General features: G+C 66.4%; 19 protein-coding genes. 4 read left to right on the top strand and 15 right to left on the bottom strand.

Annotated elements, in window-relative coordinates; all coding sequences use genetic code 11:
• Positions 1-14: 14 nt before the first annotated feature.
• From KW836_RS13885 to KW836_RS13840, 10 genes are all read right to left on the bottom strand, one after another.
• Entirely contained in the window at positions 15-749 is a 735-nt protein-coding gene (locus KW836_RS13885; protein WP_175121787.1) for an amino acid ABC transporter ATP-binding protein, read from the bottom strand.
• 12 nt (positions 750-761) lie between these two features.
• Positions 762-1,451, bottom strand: a complete 690-nt coding sequence (locus KW836_RS13880) for an amino acid ABC transporter permease (protein WP_175122014.1) — start codon at positions 1,449-1,451, stop codon at positions 762-764.
• On the bottom strand, positions 1,444-2,133 hold the full coding sequence (locus tag KW836_RS13875; protein ID WP_175121788.1) for an amino acid ABC transporter permease: 690 nt from the start codon (positions 2,131-2,133) through the stop codon (positions 1,444-1,446). Before KW836_RS13875 ends, KW836_RS13880 begins: the two co-directional genes overlap by 8 nt.
• Positions 2,134-2,256: 123 nt before the next feature.
• A complete protein-coding gene (locus KW836_RS13870; RefSeq protein ID WP_218343642.1) occupies positions 2,257-3,078 on the bottom strand; it encodes an ABC transporter substrate-binding protein in 822 nt (273 codons plus the stop codon).
• 74 nt (positions 3,079-3,152) lie between these two features.
• A complete protein-coding gene (locus KW836_RS13865; protein WP_218343641.1) occupies positions 3,153-4,355 on the bottom strand; it encodes an aminotransferase class I/II-fold pyridoxal phosphate-dependent enzyme in 1,203 nt (400 codons plus the stop codon).
• Positions 4,352-5,032, bottom strand: a complete 681-nt coding sequence (locus KW836_RS13860; protein ID WP_175136690.1) for an RraA family protein — start codon at positions 5,030-5,032, stop codon at positions 4,352-4,354. The genes KW836_RS13865 and KW836_RS13860 overlap by 4 nt, the downstream gene beginning before the upstream one ends.
• A gap of 157 nt (positions 5,033-5,189) precedes the next feature.
• The gene (locus tag KW836_RS13855) at positions 5,190-6,068 is read right to left on the bottom strand and encodes a hypothetical protein (protein WP_218343640.1); all 879 of its coding nucleotides are present in this window, start codon (positions 6,066-6,068) and stop codon (positions 5,190-5,192) included.
• A gap of 27 nt (positions 6,069-6,095) precedes the next feature.
• Positions 6,096-6,707, bottom strand: a complete 612-nt coding sequence (locus tag KW836_RS13850; protein WP_175121793.1) for an LON peptidase substrate-binding domain-containing protein — start codon at positions 6,705-6,707, stop codon at positions 6,096-6,098.
• A 13-nt stretch (positions 6,708-6,720) separates the two neighbouring features.
• Positions 6,721-7,128 carry a carboxymuconolactone decarboxylase family protein gene (locus KW836_RS13845; RefSeq protein WP_175121794.1) on the bottom strand — a complete coding sequence of 136 codons (408 nt, stop codon included), beginning with the start codon at positions 7,126-7,128 and terminating at the stop codon, positions 6,721-6,723.
• Between the two features lie 85 nt (positions 7,129-7,213).
• Positions 7,214-7,558: a GFA family protein gene (locus KW836_RS13840; RefSeq protein WP_218343639.1), complete on the bottom strand. Its 345-nt coding sequence runs from the start codon at positions 7,556-7,558 to the stop codon at positions 7,214-7,216.
• A gap of 121 nt (positions 7,559-7,679) precedes the next feature.
• Between KW836_RS13840 and KW836_RS13835 the strand changes: the two genes are divergently transcribed.
• On the top strand, positions 7,680-8,108 hold the full coding sequence (locus KW836_RS13835; RefSeq protein WP_218343638.1) for a VOC family protein: 429 nt from the start codon (positions 7,680-7,682) through the stop codon (positions 8,106-8,108).
• 16 nt (positions 8,109-8,124) lie between these two features.
• Here KW836_RS13835 and KW836_RS13830 read toward each other — a convergent pair whose 3' ends face one another.
• Positions 8,125-8,979, bottom strand: a complete 855-nt coding sequence (locus KW836_RS13830; RefSeq protein WP_175185415.1) for an IclR family transcriptional regulator — start codon at positions 8,977-8,979, stop codon at positions 8,125-8,127.
• A 135-nt stretch (positions 8,980-9,114) separates the two neighbouring features.
• On the opposite strand from KW836_RS13830, the gene KW836_RS13825 reads away from it, so the two are divergent.
• Positions 9,115-10,776: a GMC family oxidoreductase gene (locus tag KW836_RS13825; RefSeq protein ID WP_218343637.1), complete on the top strand. Its 1,662-nt coding sequence runs from the start codon at positions 9,115-9,117 to the stop codon at positions 10,774-10,776.
• A gap of 73 nt (positions 10,777-10,849) precedes the next feature.
• Complete coding sequence (locus KW836_RS13820; RefSeq protein WP_175121799.1) at positions 10,850-12,190, top strand: MFS transporter; 1,341 nt, start codon at positions 10,850-10,852, stop codon at positions 12,188-12,190.
• 78 nt (positions 12,191-12,268) lie between these two features.
• Here the strand turns inward: KW836_RS13820 and KW836_RS13815 are convergent, their stop codons facing one another.
• From KW836_RS13815 to KW836_RS13805, 3 genes are read right to left on the bottom strand one after another with little or no spacing between them, the layout of a single operon-like run.
• Entirely contained in the window at positions 12,269-13,705 is a 1,437-nt protein-coding gene (locus KW836_RS13815) for an efflux transporter outer membrane subunit (RefSeq protein ID WP_218343635.1), read from the bottom strand.
• 3 nt (positions 13,706-13,708) lie between these two features.
• A complete protein-coding gene (locus KW836_RS13810; protein WP_218343634.1) occupies positions 13,709-16,870 on the bottom strand; it encodes an efflux RND transporter permease subunit in 3,162 nt (1,053 codons plus the stop codon).
• Positions 16,871-16,909: 39 nt separating this feature from the next.
• Positions 16,910-18,088, bottom strand: coding sequence for an efflux RND transporter periplasmic adaptor subunit (locus tag KW836_RS13805; protein WP_218343633.1), 1,179 nt, complete (start codon positions 18,086-18,088; stop codon positions 16,910-16,912).
• A 211-nt stretch (positions 18,089-18,299) separates the two neighbouring features.
• Between KW836_RS13805 and KW836_RS13800 the strand changes: the two genes are divergently transcribed.
• The gene (locus KW836_RS13800; protein WP_218343632.1) at positions 18,300-18,851 is read left to right on the top strand and encodes a TetR/AcrR family transcriptional regulator; all 552 of its coding nucleotides are present in this window, start codon (positions 18,300-18,302) and stop codon (positions 18,849-18,851) included.
• A 45-nt stretch (positions 18,852-18,896) separates the two neighbouring features.
• Here KW836_RS13800 and KW836_RS13795 read toward each other — a convergent pair whose 3' ends face one another.
• Positions 18,897-19,907: an aldo/keto reductase gene (locus KW836_RS13795; RefSeq protein WP_175136701.1), complete on the bottom strand. Its 1,011-nt coding sequence runs from the start codon at positions 19,905-19,907 to the stop codon at positions 18,897-18,899.
• Positions 19,908-19,976: the final 69 nt, after the last annotated feature.

Here is a 19,976-nt window from a genome sequence, read left to right as displayed (position 1 = left end):
ACGATCGGCGCGGATCAACCCCGCGGATGCAGGATGTCCGCCAGGAAGCGCTGCGCGCGCGGATGCGCCGGCGCGCTGAAGAAGCGCTCGGGCGTATCCATCTCCAGGATTTCGCCCGCGTCCATGAACACCACGCGGTCGCAGACGTCGCGCGCAAAGCCCATTTCATGCGTCACGCACACCATCGTCATGCCGTCCTTGGCCAGGCCCTTCATCACCTGAAGCACCTCGCCCACCATTTCCGGATCCAGCGCGCTGGTCGGTTCGTCGAACAGCATGACGGGCGGCTGCAGCGCCAGCGCGCGCGCGATCGCCACGCGCTGCTGCTGCCCGCCCGACAGCGATCCCGGATAGGCATCGATCTTGTGCGCCAATCCCACGCGGTCAAGCAGGCTGCGCGCCAGCTCCACGGCCTCCTTGCGAGGCTGCTTGCGGATGTTCACGGGCGCGAAGATCACGTTTTCCAGCACGCTCATGTGCGGAAACAGGTTGAACTGCTGGAACACGAAGCCGATCTTCTGGCGTAGCGCATTCAGGTTGGCGCCCTTGCCGTAGATGTCCGCGCCGTCGATCAGGATGCGGCCCTTTTCGATGGGTTCCAGCCGGTTGATCGTGCGGATCATCGTGGACTTGCCGGACCCCGAGGGTCCGCACACCACCAGCACCTCGCCGCGCGCCACCGACAGGTCCACGTCCTTGAGCACATGATGCTCGCCGTACCACTTGTTCACTTTCTCGAGTTTGATCATGTTTTTGTTCCTTTAAGCCATGGCCCGCGTGCGGCGGATGCGCAGGTCCAGCCAGCTCAAGCCACGGCTCAGGCTGAAGCACACGATGAAGTAGATAATGGCCAGAATGCCGAACACCTGCAGCGGCTGGGTCAGCACCAGGTTGTTGACCTGGTTGGCGGCAAACGTCAGCTCATTGACGCTGATGACGTAGCCCAGCGAGGTTTCCTTGACGGTGGACACGAACTGGCTGGTCATGCTGGGCAGCACGTTGAACAGCGCCTGCGGCAGCACCACCTTGCGCATCGTCGTCCAGTAGCCCACGCCCAGCGAGCGCGAGGCCTCGATCTGCCCGCGCGGCACCGCCTCGATACCCGAACGGATGACCTCGGACAGGTAGGCGCTTTCGTACACCACCAAGGCAAAGATCAGTGTCCAGAAGCCGCTGACCACCTGGCCGGTGATCTTGGGCACCACAAAGTAAGCCCAGAAAATCAGCATCAGCAGCGGCATGCCGCGCACCACATTGACCAGCGCCTTGCTGGCCGTGCGCAGCCACCCGTAGGGACTCACCCTGGCCAGCGCGATCAAGAGCGCCAGCGGCAGGGACATCGCCAGACCCAGCGCGGCCAGGATGAGCGTCAGCGCCAGTCCGCCAAGCGGACCGTTGGGGTATTGGCCCACAAGCAGTGTGGGCCAGTATTGCATCAGGAGATCAAGCACCATGGCCTCCGCGGTTCAGACGATAACGGGCGTAGATGCGCGATCCGAGCGCCATGATGAGGAACGATCCCAGCAGGTACATGATCGTCGCCGCGCCGAAGGTGGCGAAGGTGCGGTAGGTCTCGTTCTCGATTTCCCGCGCCTGGTAGGTCAGCTCCATCACGCCGATCGCCATGGCCACGCTGGTGTTCTTGAAGAGCAGCAGCGCGCGTCCGACCAGCGGCGGAATGGAGATGCGCAGCGCCTGCGGCACGATGACGAAGCGCATGCATTGCAGGTAGCTGGCGCCCAGCGCGCGGGCAGCCTCGAACTGGGTGCCGGGAATGGCACGCAGCCCGCTGCGGATGTCTTCGGCGATATAGGCGGCCGACCCCAGCGCCAGCGCGATCGCGGCCAGCGACATTTCGGCGTTGTGCGCATACAGCCACATGCGGAATCCTTCGGGCAGCAGCTCGGGCATGCCGAAGTACCAGAACAGCACCTGCACCAGCAGCGGCACATTGCGGTGGTATTCCACATAGGCGTCGACCACCCAGCGGCATGGCGCCAGGTTGGTGGCGCGCACCACCACCAGCGTCACCGCGATGGAAAACGCCATCACCCAGGCAACAAGAAACAGTTGCACGGTGACCGCCATGCCGCTGAGCAGCAGCTGGTATTGGGAAGCGTCTAGAAAGCTCATAAACCTGTCAATCTCCTGCGTTCGGGCGCGCAACGCCAAGCATCACGGCTTCCCGCGCATCGCCTTGCAAGACGCGGGAAGCCGTGACGGATACTGGCGAACGGCAGCGCTCGGATCGACCCCTTAGCCGGCGATCGGGCCGATCTTGAAGCCGCGCTCCAGCTTGTAGGGGGTGTCGGGGCCAAACCACTTGTCGAACAGCCTGGCAGCCGCGCCCGAGGTTTCGGCCTCGTCCAGCGCCTGGTTCACCGTTTCCAGGAATCGCGGCTCGGACTTGCGCACGCCCAGACCCCACGGCTCATCGAACACGGCCTTGCCGATAACAGTGACGGGCGCGGTGGGCGGGCTTTGCAGCACCAGTCGCGCCAGCACCAGCTCCGACGCAAACTGCGCGTCCACCTTCTTCTGCTGCAGCGCCAGGTACGTGGCCGAGCTGTCGCCGTAGCCGATCACCTGCGACTTGTCGAGAATGCGCTTGATCTCGCGCTCGGAGCTGGAACCCTTGGTCGCGCCGATGCGGCGGCCGTTCAGGGCTTCGATCGAGTCCAGGCCCGAATCCTTGCGCACCATCAGCTTTTGCGGGCTGACGTAGTACGCGTGGCTGAAGGCGATCTGCTGCGCGCGGTCGGGCGAATAGCCCAGGTTGGCCGCCAGGATGTCCACGCGCCCTTCGTTCAGTTCCGGCACGCGCGCCGCCACCGACAGCAGCTTGTAGTTGACCTTGACGCCCAGCTTGTCCGCGACGAGCTTGCACACGTCCACGTCATAGCCCACGAGCTGGCGCGTTGCGCCGTCCTGGAAGCTGAACGGCTGCGACGTGCCCAGCGTGCCGCAAACCAGCTCGCCGCGCGCCTTGATGTCGTCAAGCTGGTCGGCGTGGGCAATTCCGCCCGCGGCCAGCGAAGCCAGGGCCAGGCTGGCGGCGATGAGAGTGTGACGCTTCATGGTTCATTCCCCTTGAATGGTTGTTAGGTGTACAGACTGGCGATGACGCCGTATGGGTGCGAAAGCGTGGCCCGTCAGGCCAGCTTGGCGCAGGCCTCGCGGATGGCCGCGCATCCCTGCCGGATATCGTCCAGCGAGGCGGCAAACGACAACCGGAACGTGCCGGGCGCGCCGTAGGCATGGCCGTCGATGACCGCCACGCCGGCTTCGCGCAGCAGGTAGTGCGTGAGGTCCGTGTCGCTGGCGATCACGTCGCCGGCCGGCGTCTTCTTGCCCAAGAGGCCCGAGCAGTCCGGAAAGACATAGAACGCGCCCTGCGGCACGACGATGTCCAGGCCCGGCGCGCCGGACAATTCGGCGATCGCCAGGTCGCGACGCTCGCGGAATACCTTGGCAAACTCCACGACGCAGTCCTGCGGACCCGTCAGCGCTTCCAGCGCGGCCGCCTGGCTGACCGACGAGGCGCCCGACGTGCTTTGCGACTGCAGGATCGCCATTGCCTTGATCAGTTCGTCGGGACCGGCGCCGTAACCGATGCGCCAGCCCGTCATGGCATAGGCCTTGGACACGCCATTGACGACCAGCGTGCGGGCGGCCAGTTCCGGCGCCACTTGCAGCGGATGCACCGTCGGTTCGCCGGTGAAATTCAGGCGTGCGTAGATGTCGTCGGTCATCAGCCAGACGTGCGGATGACGCGCGAGGACCTCGGTCAGACCACGCAGTTCGTCCGCGCTGTAGACCGATCCCGTCGGGTTGCTGGGGGCATTCATCATCAGCCACTTGGTGCGGGGCGTGATGGCGCGTTCCAGGGCCTCGGGCGTCACCTTGTAATCGGTGGCGGGCGACGTTTCCACGGCCACCGGCACGCCGCCGTTGACCAGGACCATGTCCGGGTACGACACCCAGAACGGCGCGGGGATCAGCACTTCGTCGCCGTCGTTCAGCGTCGCGGCCAGGCCATTGAAGATCACCTGCTTGGCGCCGGTGCTGACGATGACGCGCGATGCCGGGTATTCCACGCCGGTCGCTTCCCGCAGATGGACGGCGGCGGCCTTGCGCAGCGCCACCGTGCCCTGCGCCGGCGGGTACTTGGTTTCGCCGCGGTTCATGGCGGCGGTGGCGGCCTGGCGGATGTGTTCGGGCGTCGAAAAATCCGGTTCGCCGATGGTCAGGTCGATGATGCGGCGGCCCTGCTCGCGCAGTTCCGCAATGATGGCGCGCGCGGCGACGCTGGGCGACAGCTTGATGCGCTTGATGCGGTCGGCAACGATGCTCATTTTGCCGCTCCCATCTTTTCCGCCAGCGTCTTTTCCAGCCACGGCTTGGTGTACGTGCCGGCGCGCAGCTTTTCCTTGGCCACGGCTTCGTCGGCTTCCTTCTTCAGCGCCAGCGCCAGCACGGCGCTGGCGTGTTCGGCAGGAATCACCACCACGCCGTCGGCATCGCCCACGACCACGTCGCCGGGATTGACCACCTGGCCGCCGACCGACACGGGCACGTTGATCTCGCCCGGGCCGTCCTTGTAGGGCCCCTTGTGCGACACGTCGCGCGCAAAGCAGCCGAATTCGCCCTGGGCGAACACGTCCGCATCGCGCACCGCGCCGTCGATCACGAAGCCTTCGATGCCGCGCGACTGCGCATCCATCATCATCAGTTCGCCAACCAGCGCGTTGCTGGTGTCGCCCGAGCCGTCCACGACGATCACGTCGCCCGCGCCGCCCAGCGAAATCGCCTTGTGGATCATCAGGTTATCGCCCGGACGGGTCTTGACCGTGAGGGCCACGCCCACCGTGCGGCGTGCGCCGTTATGCAGCGGACGCAGGCCCGACACGCCGTACAGGCGATTCATGCAGTCGCTGATCTGGGCCGAGCCGATGCTGGCAAAACCGGCCAGCACGTCGGCGGCGACGGCCGTCTCGGGCCGGGAAAGAATGCGATATCCGATGGGATTCATAAGGAAAGTCAGGTGTGAATGCAGGAAGCGTTGAAGCGAACCTGCATTACAAAGCCGCGCAAGCCTTTCCTCAAAACGATATAAATTCCCAGCGATCCACGAATTTTTTTCGTGGATTATGCAGTTTAAGGGTTATCCCTTATTCCTGCATCGACGCTCAATCATCCCCGCTGCCGGATCCGCTGCGGGCTTCCGACAACGCGACTGTCAGGTGCATGACCTTCTTCTTGAGCTGATCGCGTTCATCGGTCAGCTTGGCCAGCAACTGGCGCAGCCGCGCGATTTCCGCCGGCATGTCCGCGATGTTTTCAATAGGTTCTTCCGGCGGCGCCTCGCGCGGCGGCGCCTTGGCCTGCCGGACCTCCCGGGCGGCCTGCTGCAGTTCCTTGCGCCCGCCTGCAACGGCGGCGGTCTGCCGCTCGGCCGGCAGCGACGCCACGGCCGCCGCGGCGTTGATGGAGATGGCGCCTTCCTTCACCGCACGCACCAGTTCCGGCGCCGCGGACTTCTGGATCTTTTCGATCTGATTGAGCGTATTGCTGCTGATGCGGGCGGCGCGCGCCAGCGCCTGGCGGCTGGGGACGGCGGGCTTCCAATCGGGATTGGCATGCCCGCGCATCGGCGCGGCGCTGGCCCCGGGCGCGTCCTCGTCCCAAGGCGGGGAATCGTCCGCCGGCCCACCTTCGGCCGCACCGCCCGCTTCCGGGCCGGTGCGCGCCAGCAGGATTTCTTTCTTGCGAAGCGCCAGCACCCCGCGCTGGAAGTCCGACACGCTGCGCCGACCCAGATGGTTTTCGATCATCCACAGATGCACGTCGTCCATGGACTTGAAGTGCGGATGCTGAATCGTCTGGAACGGGATGTTGTGCTTGACGCAGATGGCGTAACGGTTGTGCCCGTCGATCAGCAGGTCGCCCCACAGGACCAGGGCGTCGCGGCACCCCTCGGCCAGCAGGCTGCGCTCCAGCGCGGCGTGTTCGTCCTCGGTCAGCGGGTCTATATAGGCACGCAGGCCTTCGTCTACTCTGATTTCCATGGTGTCCAAATAAAGTCGGGCGGCGCCCTACGCCAGCCCCTGTCCGCGCAGCACGTCCTGGATCGCGGCCAGGCGCGCCACGGGGTCCGTCAGGCCCAGCAGCGTCGCCTTGTCGTCCGGGGGCAGCGGCAAGAGTTCGCACCAGCGGTTTGCCACCCAGCCGCAATCGTCCAGCCGGAACGGCGGCGCCAGCGGCATTCTTTCGGCGGGCACGCCGTCCTGCTGCCACTGCGCCACCAGGCGCCCCAGCGCATCGGCGCTGGCCTGCATGGCCGCGGGCACGGGCGTGGGCGGGTCATCGGCAATGGGCTCGGCCTCGCCCATCCAAAGGCCGTATTTTGCCACCTCGCTGGACCGGAGCCGAAAGCGCGAGGTGCCCCGGCACCGGATTTCCAGCAAGGCCGGCATGGGCGCCTCCCAGGTTTCGACCCGCGCCATGGTGCCCACGGGCGACAGCGTCTCGACGCCCTCGGGCGAGCGGACCTCGCTGCCGGCCAACAGGCCCACGATGCCGAACTCGGTGTTGTCGGCGATGCTGCGCCGGATCATGTCCAGATAGCGGACCTCGAAGATGCGCAGATGCACCACGCCCGCGGGAAACAGCGCATTGGACAGCGGAAACAAGGGAATCAGCGACATGGCCGCCTCCTGGTCATTTCACGTGGAAGGCATCGTCCACGGGCACCTGCAGCGCCGTCGCCAGCGCGTTGGTCTGCGACGCCATCGCCATGACCGCCAGCAGTTCGGCGTGCTGGCCATCAGTCATGCCCTTGGCCCGGGCCGAGGCCGTGTGGGAATGGACGCAATACGAGCAGCCATTGGCGGTGGACACCGCGATGTAGATCATTTCGCGCACCAGCGGCGAGAGCTCGCCCTCGGCCATCATCACCGTCTTGAGCTGCTCCCAGACGCTGCGCATCCTCGGGGGATCGTTGGCCAGCGCCCGCCAGAAGTTGTTGACGAAGTCCGACTTGCGCGTGGCGCGGATGTCCTCGAACACCGCCCATGCCTCGGGACTTCTGCGGATCTCGTCATCGCTCAGCAGCCTTACCGTGCTCATTGCCCCTCTCCATCGTGACAAAACACATCGGCCCACCGCATCGCGGCGGCCCCCTTTTGACCCGTCCAGGAACGCAGCCGGCCGCTCAAGTGTTGCGGCCGTCGTACGGAATGCGGGTCAGCGTATTCAGGTCGACGGTTTCCAGGCAACGCACGTTGACCGCGGCCGTTTCCTTGCCTTCTGCCCCGACCCCGAACCCGAAGGGCGCACAGCCGCAGTTGGCGCAGAAATGGTGCGAGATCACGTGTTTGTTGAACGTATACGTCGACATGGCCTGCGTGGACGACGTGATGCGCAGGGCGGCGCGCGGCACGAACCACAGCAGATAGCCCTTGCGGCTGCAGTGCGAGCAGTTGCATTCCAACACCTGCGACACATCGCCATCGACTTCATAGGCGATCTGTCCGCAGTGGCAGCTTCCTAGTTGCATGGATTGTCTCCCGGCCGTAATCGGATCAGACTCCCATCATAGGCCTGCCCCGCCCGCCTTGCCCATGCGGACGCACCGCACCCCAGCCCCAACCCCACCCCCGGCCACGCACGGAGCCATCATGCCCCAGTTATCCGCGTATCTCAGTTTTGACGGCAATTGCGCCGAGGCCATGCGCTTTTACGAACGCGTGCTGGGCGGCCGCCTTGACGCGCTGGTCCGCTACGCAGATGCCCCGCCCGATGCCGCCATGCCGGTGCTGTCGGACGAGGACGCCGGGCGCATCATGTACGCCCGCCTGACGTTGGACGAACAGACCTTGCTTGGCAGCGACGCCACTGCCGGCCATCCCTACCCCGGCAATCGCGGGGTGGCGCTGGCGCTGGTGTATCCCACCGTGTCGGATGCGCATCGCGTGTTCGAGCACCTGGCCGAAGGCGGCAGCGTCACGATGCCGCTGCAAAAGACCTTCTGGGCCGAAGCCTACGGCGCGCTGGTCGACCGGTATGACACGCGGTGGATGGTAAGCGGCGGCCGCATGAGCCACTGAGCGCCCCGCACCCTTCCTAACCGCCCGGCCGGTGCGCCGCCAGCACGTCGTGCAGCGACTGCGCGGCGCCTTGCAGCACCGGCACCGCACGCAACAGATCGTCCAGCATCACCCGCGCGGTCGGCGCGTGGCAGGCCACCGCCGCCACCACGCGGTCCTCGCCATCGCGCACCGGCACCGCCACCGCGCTCATGCCGCGCACGAACTCCTCGTTGTCGATGCCGATGCCGCGCACGGCCAGCCGCTCCAGCTCGGCGTCCAGCTTGGCCGGGTCGGTGAACGTGCGCGGCGTATTGCGCGTAAGCGGCAGGCGCGCCAGCACGTGGCTGCGCTCAAGGCGGTTCATCGACGCCAGAAACAGCTTGCCGCTGGCCGTGCAATGCATGGGCACGTGGCTGCCCACGGCAAAGAACAGGCGTAGGGGCTCGGACGTCTCGACGCGTTCCATGTAGACGACCTGGTCGCCGTCCGGCGCGGTCAGGTTGCACGTTTCGCCCAACGTGCCCACCAGCTTGGTCAGCACCGCGCGGCATGCGCGCGTGAAGGCGCTGGCGCGCAGCGTAGCCAGCGCCAGCGATGTCGCCTGCGGCCCCGTCACGAAGCCGTTTTCAGTCGGGGTGGCGGCCACAAAGCCCGCGCGCTGCATGGCCGCCAAGAGGCGCATCAGCGTGGTCTTGGGCATGTCGAGCCGTTGCGCCAACTGCGCGAGCGTGGGCGGATGCTGCGCGCGGGCCAGGTGATCCAGCACCAGCAATGCCCGCAGCGAACGGGCGGCTTCCTGGTGCCCGCCGCTGTCGTCGGACCGGCCGTCGGCCGCCTGTTCCGATGCTGCACTGCGATTTTGAAACCGACGCTGCATGTTCTGTTCCATTTGTCTGCCCCAGCGCGTGTTGTGCTTTGTTCTGTGTGCGCGCTTCCTAGAATCGCCTCAGATGCCGGCCTGGTCCGCATTGCGGAGCGCGAGCCGGTCGGACCTGCCGAACAATATAAGGGAGACCGCGCGGATATGTCCGATACCGTCGATTACATCGTGGTGGGCGCCGGCTCGGCCGGATGCGTGATGGCGAACCGGTTGAGTGCGGACGGCGCGCACTCGGTGTGCCTGCTGGAGGCCGGTCCCAAGGACACCTATCCGTGGATCCACATTCCGATCGGCTACGGCAAGACGATGTTCCACAAGGTGGTGAACTGGGGCTTCTACACGGACCCGGATCCCAACATGCTGGACCGGCGCATCTACTGGCCGCGCGGCCGCACGCTGGGCGGATCCAGCGCCATCAACGGCCTCATCTACATCCGCGGACAGCGCGAAGACTACGATGCGTGGGCGGGGGCCGGCAACGCGGGCTGGGGCTGGGACGACTGCCTGCCGTGGTTTCGCAAGCTGGAGAACAACGACCTGGGACCCGGCCCCACCCGCGGTACCGAGGGTCCGCTGAACGCCACGTCCATCAAGACGCCGCATCCGCTGGTGGAAGCGCTGATCGCCGCCGCGGGCAAGCTGGGCGTGCCGCACGTGCGCGACTTCAATAGCGGCGACCAGGAGGGCGTGGGCTATTACCAGCTGACCACGCGCAACGGCCGCCGCTGCTCCACCGCCGTGGCTTACCTGCGCCCCGCGCAAGACCGCCCCAACCTGCGCATCGAGACCGATGCGCACGCGATGGGCGTACTGTTCGAAGGCAGCCGCGCCTGCGGCGTGCGCTACCGGCAAGGCGGCCAGGTCCGCACGCTGCGCGCCCGGCGCGAAGTCGTGCTGTGCGCGGGCGCCCTGCAATCGCCGCAACTGCTTCAGCTATCCGGCGTCGGGCCCGCCAGCCTGCTGCGCGAGTTCGGCATCGGCGTCGTGCGCGACCTGCCCGGCGTGGGCGAAAACCTGCAGGATCATCTTCAGATCCGCCTGATCTACGAGACCACCCGCCCCATCACCACCAACGACCAGTTGCGCAGCCTGACCGGCCGGGTGCGCATGGGGCTGCAATGGCTGCTGCTGCGCAGTGGTCCGCTGGCCGTGGGCATCAATCAGGGCGGTCTTTTCTGCCGCGTCGATCCGGCCAGCCGCACGCCCGACACCCAGTTCCATTTCGCGACCCTGTCCGCCGACATGGCGGGCGGCAAGGTGCATCCGTTTTCCGGCTGCACCTATTCGGTGTGCCAGTTGCGCCCGACCTCGCGCGGCCGGGTGCGCCTGCGCAGCACGGACCCGTTCGAGGCGCCGTCCATGCAGCCCAATTACCTGTCGACGGACCTGGACCGCCGCATGGCGGTGGCCGCCGTGCGGTATGCGCGCCAGGTCGCCGCGACCGAGCCGCTGGCCGGCCTGATGAAACGTGAGTTCCGGCCCGGCCCGGACGTGCACACGGACGACGAGATCCTTCACTTCTGCCGCGAGTATGGCGCCACCATCTTCCACCCGTCAGGCACGGCGAAGATGGGACCGCGCAGCGATCCGCTGGCCGTCGTGGACGAGCGCCTGCGCGTGCACGGCGTGTCGGCGCTGCGCGTGGTGGATTGCTCGATCATGCCCACGCTGGTTTCGGGCAACACCAACGCGCCGGTCGTGATGCTGGCCGAGCGCGCGGCGGATTTCATGCTGCAGGACGTGCGGCAGGCGCGCGCGCAAGTCCTGCACACGCCCGCCCGGATGGAGATGACGGACCCCGGCTAGGAAACCCATATCGCAGACAGACCCGGCCGCGGCAGCGCAGATTGCCAGGCCGACCCACCAAAGGAGACTGGACATGGCCAAGCAAAACGAAGCGGCGGTGCGCAAAGTCGTTACCGCCTCGCTGATCGGCGCCACCATCGAGTGGTACGACTTTTTCCTGTATGGCGTCGTCGCCGGCATCGTATTCAACAAGCTGTACTTTCCCACCGGGGACCCGCTGGTCTCGACCATGCTGGCGTACACGACGTTCGCCGTCGGTTTCGTCACCCGGCCGCTGGGCGGGCTGATCTTCGGCCATTTCGGCGACCGCATCGGCAGAAAGAGCATGCTGGTGATGACGCTGATGATCATGGGCATCGCGACCTTCCTGATCGGTCTGGTGCCCACGTACGACATGATCGGCATCTGGGCGCCGATCCTGCTGCTTCTTTTGCGCGTGTTCCAGGGCATCGGGCTGGGCGGCGAATGGGGCGGCGCGGTGCTCATGGCCTATGAGTACGCGCCGCCGGAGAAAAAAGGCTTTTACGCGTCGTTGCCGCAGATCGGTCTGGCGATCGGGCTGTGCCTGGCGTCGGGCACGGTGGCGCTGCTGTCCGTTCTGCTGACCGACGAGCAGTTCATGGCGTGGGGATGGCGCATCGCCTTCCTGGCGTCCGCCGCCATGGTGGCCGTGGGCATGTACATCCGGCTCAACATCAAGGAAACGCCGGAGTTCACGGCAGTCAAGGCGCAGAATGCCGAAAGCCGCATCCCGTTCATGGACATGATGCGGCGCTATCCCGGCAACGTCGTCAAGGGCATGGGCGCACGCTATATCGACGGCGTGTTCTTCAACGTCTTTGGCGTGTTCTCGATCTCGTTCCTGACGCAGTCGGTCAAGATCACGCGGACCGAGGCGTTGATCGGGGTGATGGCGGCGGCGCTGGTGATGTGCTTCTTCATCCCCTTCTTCGGCCGCCTGTCCGACCGCATCGGCCGCACGCGCGTGTACTTCTGGGGATCGCTCATCACCGCCGCGGCGTCGTTCCCCGGCTTCTGGATGATGATCAACAGCGGCGGCAACGTGATGCTGATCTGGCTGGCCATCATCATTCCGTTCGGGATCCTGTATGCCGCCATCTACGGCCCGGAGGCCGCGCTGTTCTGCGAGCTTTTCGACGCCAAGGTGCGCTACACCGGCATCTCGTTCGTCTATCAGTTCTCCGGCATCTTCGCGTCCGGCATCACGCCCATCATTGCCACCGCCCTGCTCAAGACGGGCGGCGGGCAGCCGTGGCTGATCTGCCTGTACGTGCTCTTCGCGGGCGTGGTGTCGGCGTTCTGCGCGTGGCTGATCGGGCGCGGCAAGCAACCGGTGGAACTGGACGGCGCGGGTCAGCCGTCCATGCCGCGGGCGGGGCTGCGCAAGGCGTAGCCGGCGGGCGGGCCCCGATGGGCGGTGCGCGCAGGGGCCCGGGCCGTCGCCGTTCGGGTTCGGCGCGGCCCGCCCCGCTCAGTCCAGCGCTGCCTGCGGCGGCTGCTGGGCCGGCCAGCCGCCACCCAGCGCCTTGAACAGCGTCGCCAGCGCCGCCTGGCGCTGGGCGCTGACGTCGATATAGGCGATCTGATCCGTGTACGCGCTGCGCTGCGCGTCCAGATAACGCAGATGACTGTCGACGCCGCCGCGATAGCGCGCCTCGGACAACTGCATGGCGATCTGGCTGGATTGCGCCAGCGCCAGGCGCGAGGCCTCTTCGCGGCGCAGCGTCTCGGTGGCCACCAACGCGTCGGACACCTCGCGGAACGCCGTCTGGATCGTCTTTTCATACTGCGCCACGGCGATGTCCTTGCGCACGGAAGCCAAATCCAGATTGGCCACATTGCGCCCGCCGGCAAAGATCGGCAGCGTGATCTGCGGCGTGAACGACCAGGCGCGCTGCCCGGATTCGAACAGGCCCGACAGGTCCGCGCTGGAACTGCCGAACAGCCCGGTCAGCGAAATGCTGGGAAAGAACGCCGCCCGCGCCGCGCCGATGCTGGCATTGCGCGCCTGCAACTGATGTTCGGCGGCCAGGATGTCGGGGCGGTTTTCCAGCAGCGCCGACGGCGCGCCCGCCGCGATCTCCTGCACCAGCATCGGGGCATCGGCCGTGCGCGCCGGCAGGTACGGCGACAGGTCGCTGATCCCCACCAGCAGGCCGAGCGCATTCCCGGCCTGGCGGACCTCGCGGTCCATGCGTTCCAGTTCCGCGCGCGACTGCTCGGTCAGGCCCAGCGCTTCCTGGTAGTCCAGCGCGGTGGCCGTGCCCGCCTGGCGGCGCTTGACGATCAGTTCCAGCGACGACTCGCGGCTGGCCAGCGTCTGGCGGGTGACATCCAGGCGGCGCTGCGCGCTGTCGCGGGCCACATAGGCCTGGATCACCTCGGCCACCAGGCTGATCTGCGCGCTGCGCGCCGTGGCCTCGGTCGACAGGTACTCCTGCAACGCCGCGTCCGACAGGCTGCGCACGCGGCCGAACAGGTCCAGTTCAAAGGCGGTGAGGCCCAGGCCGGCCTGGTAGCTGCTTTGCACCGCCGACTCGCCGGTGGTGTTCAGGTCGCCGGGGACGCGCTGGCGCGTGCCCGTGCCCTGCGCATCGATGCCGGGCAGCCGGTCGGCCCGCGTGATCTGATACTGCGCCCGGGCCGCCTCGATGTTGAGCAGCGACTGGCGCAAGTCGCGATTGTTGGCCAGCGACAGCTCGACCAGCTTGCGCAAGGCGTCGTCGGTGACGAAGGACTGCCAGTCCAGCGTCGCCGCCGCGGATTCGCCGGGGCCGGTCGATGCCAGGCTCCAGTTGTCACCGACGGGGGACGCCGGACGTTCGTAGACGGGCGCCAGCGAGCAGCCCGCCAGCGCCGCGGTCAGCAGCAGCGTGGACATCCGCAGGGGAAAGAAGGTCTGCAACATGAATTACTCCTGCACCGTGCGCGGCGTGGCATCGGGGGTAGGCGAGGACTTGGGCGAGTCTTTGCCCCGCTTGCGCTGCACCAGCGACAGCACCCACACGAAGAAGATGGGGACGAAGATCACCCCCAGCAGCGTGGCGGTCAGCATGCCGCCGATCACGCCCACGCCCAGCGCGCGCTGGCTGGCCGCGCCCGCGCCGGAGGCCAGGGCCAGCGGCACGACGCCCAGGATGAACGCCAGCGACGTCATGACGATGGGACGGAAGCGCAGCTTGGCGGCCTGGATGGCGGCGTCGGCCAGCGAATGCCCCTGTTCGCGCAGGCTCTTGGCAAACTCCACGATCAGAATGGCGTTCTTGGCCGCCAGCCCGATGATGGTGATGAGCCCCACCTTGAAATACACGTCGTTCGGCATGCCCAGCACCGTCACCGCCAGCACCGACCCCAGCGCGCCGATCGGCACGATCAGCATCACGGACGCCGGGATCGACCAGCTTTCATACAGCGCAACCATCAGCAGGAACACCACCAGGAACGCCAGCGCAAACAGCATGGGCGCCTGCGAGCCGGCGAACTTCTCCTGGTACGACAGGCCCGTCCACTCGTAGCCGATGCCTTCTGGCAGCCCCGCCACGATGCGCTCGATCTCGGCCATCGCCTGGCCGGTGCTGCTGCCGGGCATCGCGTCGCCCGCGATCTTGAAGGCCGGATAGCCGTTGTAGCGGGAGATCTGCACGGGGCCGTTCTCCCAGTCCGTCTTGACGAACGCGCTCAGCGGAACCATGCCGCCCGTTTTGTTGGGCACGTTCAGTTGCAGGATGCTTTCCGGCGTCATGCGGTCACGTACGTCGGCCTGCACCACCACGCGCTGCAGGCGTCCGGCGTTGGCAAAGTCATTGACCGTGGCCGACCCATAGGCGGCAGAGATCGCCGTGCTGATGACGTCAAAGCCCACGCCCAGCGCCTCGGCCTTCTCGCGGTCGATGTCCAGGCGCAGCTGCGGCGCGTCGGCCAGGCCTTCCATCATGGCGTAGGCGATCACGGGCGAGCTGTTGGCCTGGGCCAGCAACTGGTTGCGAGCGTCGGTCAGCGCCGCACGGCCCAGTCCGCCCCGGTCCTGCAACCGCAGCGCGAAGCCGCCTGAGTTGCCCAAGCCTTCGATGGGCGGCGGGTTGACGGCCATGACTGCGCCGTCGTCGATCGCTGCAAATTTCGCGTTCACGCTATCGGCCACGTCGGTGGCCGATTGGCCCTCGCCGCGCTCGGACCAGTCCTTGAGCGTGGGGAAAGCAATGCCCGCGTTCTGGCCGGTGCCCGAAAAGCTGAATCCCATGACGGTGAAGGCGTCGCCCATCGCGTCCAGCGACAGCAGGTGCTGTTCGACGTCGGCCACCACCTTGTCGGTGCGCATGTGCGTCGCGCCCGGCGGCAATTGGACGTCAACGATGACGTAGCCCTGGTCTTCCGGCGGAACGAAGGATTCGGGCACGCGCACGTACAGCACGGCCAGCACCGCGACGATGGCCGCGTAGATGATCATGTAGCGGCCCGTGCGGCGCACCAGGCGCGTATTCAGCGCCTCGAAGCGGCCCGTCAGACGGTTGAAGACGCGGTTGAACCAGCCGAAGAAGCCCTTCTTTTCGTCGTGATGGCCCTTGGGGATGGGCTTGAGGAACGTGGCGCACAGGGCCGGCGTGAACGTCAGGGCCAGGAAGCCCGAGAACAGGATCGACACGGCCAGCGACAGCGAGAACTGCTGATAGATCACACCGACGGAACCGCTCATGAAGGCCAGCGGCAGGAACACCGCCGACAGCACCAGCGTGATGCCGACGATGGCGCCGGACACCTGCTCCATGGCCTTGACCGTCGCTTCGCGCGGCGACAGCCCTTCCTCGGCCATGATGCGTTCGACGTTCTCGACCACGACGATGGCGTCGTCCACCAGAATGCCGATGGCCAGCACCATGCCGAACATGGTCATCATGTTGACCGAGAAGCCCAGCACCGACATCACTGCAAACGTGCCCAGCAGACACACCGGCACCACGATCGTCGGAATCAGCGTGTAGCGGAAGTTCTGCAGGAACAGGAACATCACCAGGAAGACCAGCACCATCGCTTCCAGCAGCGTGTGCACCACCTTCGTGATAGCCACGCTGACGAACTTGGACGTGTCGAACGGCACCGAATACTCAACGTCCTCGGGGAACGAGGCCGACAATTCTTCCAGGCGCGCGTTCACGGCCTTGACGGTGTCGATGGCGTTGGCGCCCGGCGCAAGCTGCACCGCCGCACCCACCGACTTCTTGCCGTTCAGGCGCGTTTCAAAGTCGTAGCTTTGGCGTCCCACTTCAAGACGCGCTACGTCAGCCAGGCGCACGGACGAGCCGTCCGGGTTGGCGCGCAGCACGATGCGCCCGAATTCGTCCGGATTGTCCAGCGTGCCCTTCACGGCCAGCGTCGCGGTCAGCTCCTGCTCGGGCGCGCCGGGGCGGCTGCCGAAACTGCCGGCCGGCACCTGCACGTTCTGCGCGGCAATCGCGGCGTTGACATCGGCCACCGACAAGCCCAGACCCAATAGCTTCTGCGGGTCGATCCACACGCGCATGGCGGCTTCGGCGCCAAAGAACTGCACCTTGCCCACGCCGTTCACGCGGCGGATTTCGTTGTTGATGTGGCGTGCGGCGTAGTCGGACAGACCGACCACGTCCTTGTGCGCGTCATCGCCCTTGTACGTCAGGGCGTAGATCATCAGGAAGTTCGAGCTGGCCTGCTCGACCTGCAGACCCTGCTGCGTCACGGCGGACGGCAGACGCGCCTCGGCCTTCTTGATGCGGTTCTGCACATCCACCTGCGCCAGGTCGGGGTCCGTGCCCGGCTGGAACGTGACGGTGATTTCGGCGCTGCCGCTCGAGCTGCTGGACGACTCGTAATACAGCATGTTCTTCGCGCCGTTCAGCTCTTCCTCGATGACGCTGGTCACCGAATCGACCAGCACCGTCGCGGACGCGCCCGGATAGGTGGCGGCGATGGTCACCTGCGGCGGCGCGACCACCGGAAACTGCGACACGGGCAGCGACGGAATCGCCAGCAGCCCCGCGAGCGAGATGAAGATGGCCACCACCCAGGCGAAATTGGGGCGGCCAATGAAAAACTTGGACATGGTCTAACCTCGGATTTGCGCGCGGTTCATGAGGGCCGCTTATTGCCTGGCGGGCGCGGCGGCATCGCCGGCGGCGGCCACCTTGGGCTCGTTCACCGGCGTCACGCTGACTTTCTGGCCGGGCACGGCGGCGCTGACGCCGCCCACGATCACCCGGTCGCCGGGGGCCAGGCCCTCGGTGATGTGCCAATCGCCGCCGCGCATCGTGCCGGTCTGCACCGCGCGGGTCTCCACGACGTCGTCCGCGCCGACCACCAGCACCTGCGGCTTGCCATCGGTGCTGCGCGTGACGGCGCGCTGCGGAACCAGCATCGCTTCCGGATCTACGCCCTGGTGCGTGCGCACCCGGACATACATGCCCGGCAGCAGCAGCACGTCGGGGTTGGCGAACTCACCGCGCAATGCCACCTGGCCGGTGCTCCGGTCCACGGCAATGTCCGAGAACAGGAGGCGCCCTTCGCGCTGCTGGTCGGTGCCGTCGATCGTGATGGAGATGCTGGCGCCCTCGCCTTCGCCCAGGCTGCCGTTCTGCATGGCCGCGCGCATGCGCAGCATGTCGCCGACGGGCTGGTTGAAGTCCACGTAGACCGGGTCCAGTTGCTGGATCGTCGCCATCGGCGTGGCCTCGTTCTGGCCCACCAGCGCGCCTTCGGTCACTTGCGCGCGTCCAATGCGGCCCGAGATGGGCGCCTTCACGGTGGCGTAGTCCAGATTGAGCTGCGCGGTCTCGACATCGGCCTGGGCCGAGCGGCGCGCGGCCAATGCGCTCTTGAGCGTGGTGTTGGCCGTGTCGAAGTCCTGCTGACTGACGGCTTCGATCTTGACCAGGGGCGTGTAGCGCTTGACCACGGCCTGTGCGTCGGACACGGCGGCCTGGGCCTTGGCCAGCTCGCCTTCCGCACGTGACAAGGCCGCCTTGAACGGCGCCGGGTCAATGCGGAAGAGCACGTCGCCGGCCTTGACGTCCGCACCTTCCACGAAGTTGCGGCTCAGCACGATGCCCGCCACGCGGGCACGGACCTCGGCCACGCGCATGGGTTCGACCCGGCCGGGCAGCTCGCTGATCAGCGTGTAGCGCTGGGGTTGCACCGCCACCGCCTGGACCGGACGCGGCCCCGCCGCCTGCGGCTCTCCGCCATCGGACCCGCCGCAACCGGCCAAAACGATTGCCGTCGCCAACACCGCCAGGGGCAGCCGCCATGCTTGATTGACCTTCATTCACTACCCCCGCGCTGCGCGTTCTGAATTCAAAGAGACGCCGATGCTACCTGAAAGGACGATTTGAATCAATATTGATTCATTTGCTGCTTTCAGGCTTAAATCTGACGACTCACAAGTCTTTACTTGATAAATTCGCGGAAGTTTGTACAAAGTGAATCGCCCGTGATCCAATACCGGCCCAGGGATAACCACAAATGGGGAGGAGGCAATGTCTGAAGAGGCAGGCCACGAACGGCTGCTGGTCGCGCTGGCGCTGGCGATGGTGGATCAGCCGCGCGCGACCTTGCAGGAGCTGGCCAAGGCCGTCGGCGTCAGCAAGGCGACCTTGTACCGGTTCTGCAAGACCCGGGATCAGCTGGTGCTGCGCCTGATGACGCATTGCGCGCAGGTCATGAAGCAGGCACTGGCGGATTCGCACCTGGACAGCGCCCCGCCCCGCACGGCGCTGCGCAGCCTGATCGAACAGCACCTGGCGCACAAGGAATTGACGGCGTTCCTGATCTACAACTGGAAGCCCGACACGGAACTTGAGCCGGACATCATGAACAGCTGGTCCGGCTATCAGGAAACCCTGGATGCATTCTTTTTGCGTGGTCAGCGCGAAGGCGCGTTCCGCGTGGACATGACCGCCGCCGCGCTCAGCGAACTCCTGATCGGAATCATCACCAGCATGGTGGACGCCGAGCGGCGCGGCCGGATTGCGCGGATGGGCATCGCGCAGGTGGCCGAACAGATGATGCTGCACGGCATCTCGGCCTAGCCCGCGGCTGTGCGGAGGTGACGCGGGGCAAGGCCCCGCGCCTGCTTACGCTGCCGTCACCGGACGGCCATAAAACGGATAGTTGGGATCGTTGTAGCCGTGCGCCGAGGCATGGCCCGGCGTCACCCACTCGTTCACGACCGTTTCGTCCTCGGGCGTGATCGTCACGTCCAGCGCCGCGTAGTAATCGTCCATCTGCGCCAGCGTACGCGGACCCGCGATAACGGCAGTGATGACCGGATTGGCCAGCACCCACGCCGTTGCGAAATGGCCCGGCTGGACGCCGCGCGCGGCGCTGTGCTGCACCAGCTTCTGCGCGATCTGCAGCGATTCCTCGCGGAATTCGGTCGCCAGGATGCGGCGGTCGCCGCGTCCGGCGCGCGTATCCGCTGCGGGCGCCTGGCCCGGCAGGTACTTGCCCGTCAGCACGCCACGCGCGATCGGGCTGTACGGCACCACGCCCAACCCGTAATGCTTGCACGCCGGCAGGATCTCGACTTCGGGTCCGCGGTTCAGCATGTTGTAGTACGGCTGGCACACCACCGGTTGCGGCACGCCGAGTTTTTCGCATAGACGCATCACCTCGGCGATGCGCCAGCCTCGAAAGTTCGACAGCCCGAAGCTGCGCAGCTTGCCCGCGCGGATCAGGTCGCCCAGCGCCCACAGCGCTTCTTCCAGGTTTTCTTCGTGGTAGTCGCGATGCAGGTACAGGATGTCCATGAAATCCGTGCCCATGCGCGACAGGCTCTGCTCCACCCCGCGGATCAGCCACTGGCGCGAGTAATGCGCCAGGTTCGGCCCCTTGCCGACCGGATTGCCGATCTTGCTGGCCAGCACCCAGTCGTGGCGCTGCCCCTTGAGCAGCTTGCCCACGACCTCTTCCGACCGGCCTTCGTTGTAGACGTCGGCGGTATCGATGAAATTCAGGCCGTGATCGCGTGCCGACGCAACGATGCGCGCCGCTTCGTCATCAGGCGTCTGCTCCCCGAACATCATCGTGCCCAGGCAGAGCGGCGACACCCGGAGATTGCTGGTTCCCAGTCGGCGGTAATTCATGGCGTGGTTCCTTGATCGGATGAAGGGATAAGGCGTGGCCGCGCGTCACCGCGCAGCCGAACGCCACAT

Origin of the sequence: Achromobacter sp. ACM05, assembly GCF_019218915.1 — a bacterium.
GTDB lineage: Bacteria > Pseudomonadota > Gammaproteobacteria > Burkholderiales > Burkholderiaceae_B > Achromobacter > Achromobacter animicus.
Note: the sequence above shows the minus strand (reverse complement) of the source record. Positions and strands in the feature narration are given on the sequence as shown.

What these genes read in the sequence shown, in the direction of transcription:
- KW836_RS13870 (WP_218343642.1), bottom strand. Translation starts at nt 3,078, where the DNA reads ATGAAGCGTCACACTCTCATCGCCGCCAGCCTGGCCCTGGCTTCGCTG.
- KW836_RS13865 (WP_218343641.1), bottom strand. Translation starts at nt 4,355, where the DNA reads ATGAGCATCGTTGCCGACCGCATCAAGCGCATCAAGCTGTCGCCCAGC.
- KW836_RS13885 (WP_175121787.1), bottom strand. Translation starts at nt 749, where the DNA reads ATGATCAAACTCGAGAAAGTGAACAAGTGGTACGGCGAGCATCATGTG.
- KW836_RS13795 (WP_175136701.1), bottom strand. Translation starts at nt 19,907, where the DNA reads ATGAATTACCGCCGACTGGGAACCAGCAATCTCCGGGTGTCGCCGCTC.
- KW836_RS13875 (WP_175121788.1), bottom strand. Translation starts at nt 2,133, where the DNA reads ATGAGCTTTCTAGACGCTTCCCAATACCAGCTGCTGCTCAGCGGCATG.
- KW836_RS13855 (WP_218343640.1), bottom strand. Translation starts at nt 6,068, where the DNA reads ATGGAAATCAGAGTAGACGAAGGCCTGCGTGCCTATATAGACCCGCTG.
- KW836_RS13860 (WP_175136690.1), bottom strand. Translation starts at nt 5,032, where the DNA reads ATGAATCCCATCGGATATCGCATTCTTTCCCGGCCCGAGACGGCCGTC.
- KW836_RS13800 (WP_218343632.1), top strand. Translation starts at nt 18,300, where the DNA reads ATGTCTGAAGAGGCAGGCCACGAACGGCTGCTGGTCGCGCTGGCGCTG.
- KW836_RS13820 (WP_175121799.1), top strand. Translation starts at nt 10,850, where the DNA reads ATGGCCAAGCAAAACGAAGCGGCGGTGCGCAAAGTCGTTACCGCCTCG.
- KW836_RS13845 (WP_175121794.1), bottom strand. Translation starts at nt 7,128, where the DNA reads ATGAGCACGGTAAGGCTGCTGAGCGATGACGAGATCCGCAGAAGTCCC.
- KW836_RS13810 (WP_218343634.1), bottom strand. Translation starts at nt 16,870, where the DNA reads ATGTCCAAGTTTTTCATTGGCCGCCCCAATTTCGCCTGGGTGGTGGCC.
- KW836_RS13815 (WP_218343635.1), bottom strand. Translation starts at nt 13,705, where the DNA reads ATGTTGCAGACCTTCTTTCCCCTGCGGATGTCCACGCTGCTGCTGACC.
- KW836_RS13805 (WP_218343633.1), bottom strand. Translation starts at nt 18,088, where the DNA reads ATGAAGGTCAATCAAGCATGGCGGCTGCCCCTGGCGGTGTTGGCGACG.
- KW836_RS13830 (WP_175185415.1), bottom strand. Translation starts at nt 8,979, where the DNA reads ATGGAACAGAACATGCAGCGTCGGTTTCAAAATCGCAGTGCAGCATCG.
- KW836_RS13825 (WP_218343637.1), top strand. Translation starts at nt 9,115, where the DNA reads ATGTCCGATACCGTCGATTACATCGTGGTGGGCGCCGGCTCGGCCGGA.
- KW836_RS13835 (WP_218343638.1), top strand. Translation starts at nt 7,680, where the DNA reads ATGCCCCAGTTATCCGCGTATCTCAGTTTTGACGGCAATTGCGCCGAG.
- KW836_RS13850 (WP_175121793.1), bottom strand. Translation starts at nt 6,707, where the DNA reads ATGTCGCTGATTCCCTTGTTTCCGCTGTCCAATGCGCTGTTTCCCGCG.
- KW836_RS13840 (WP_218343639.1), bottom strand. Translation starts at nt 7,558, where the DNA reads ATGCAACTAGGAAGCTGCCACTGCGGACAGATCGCCTATGAAGTCGAT.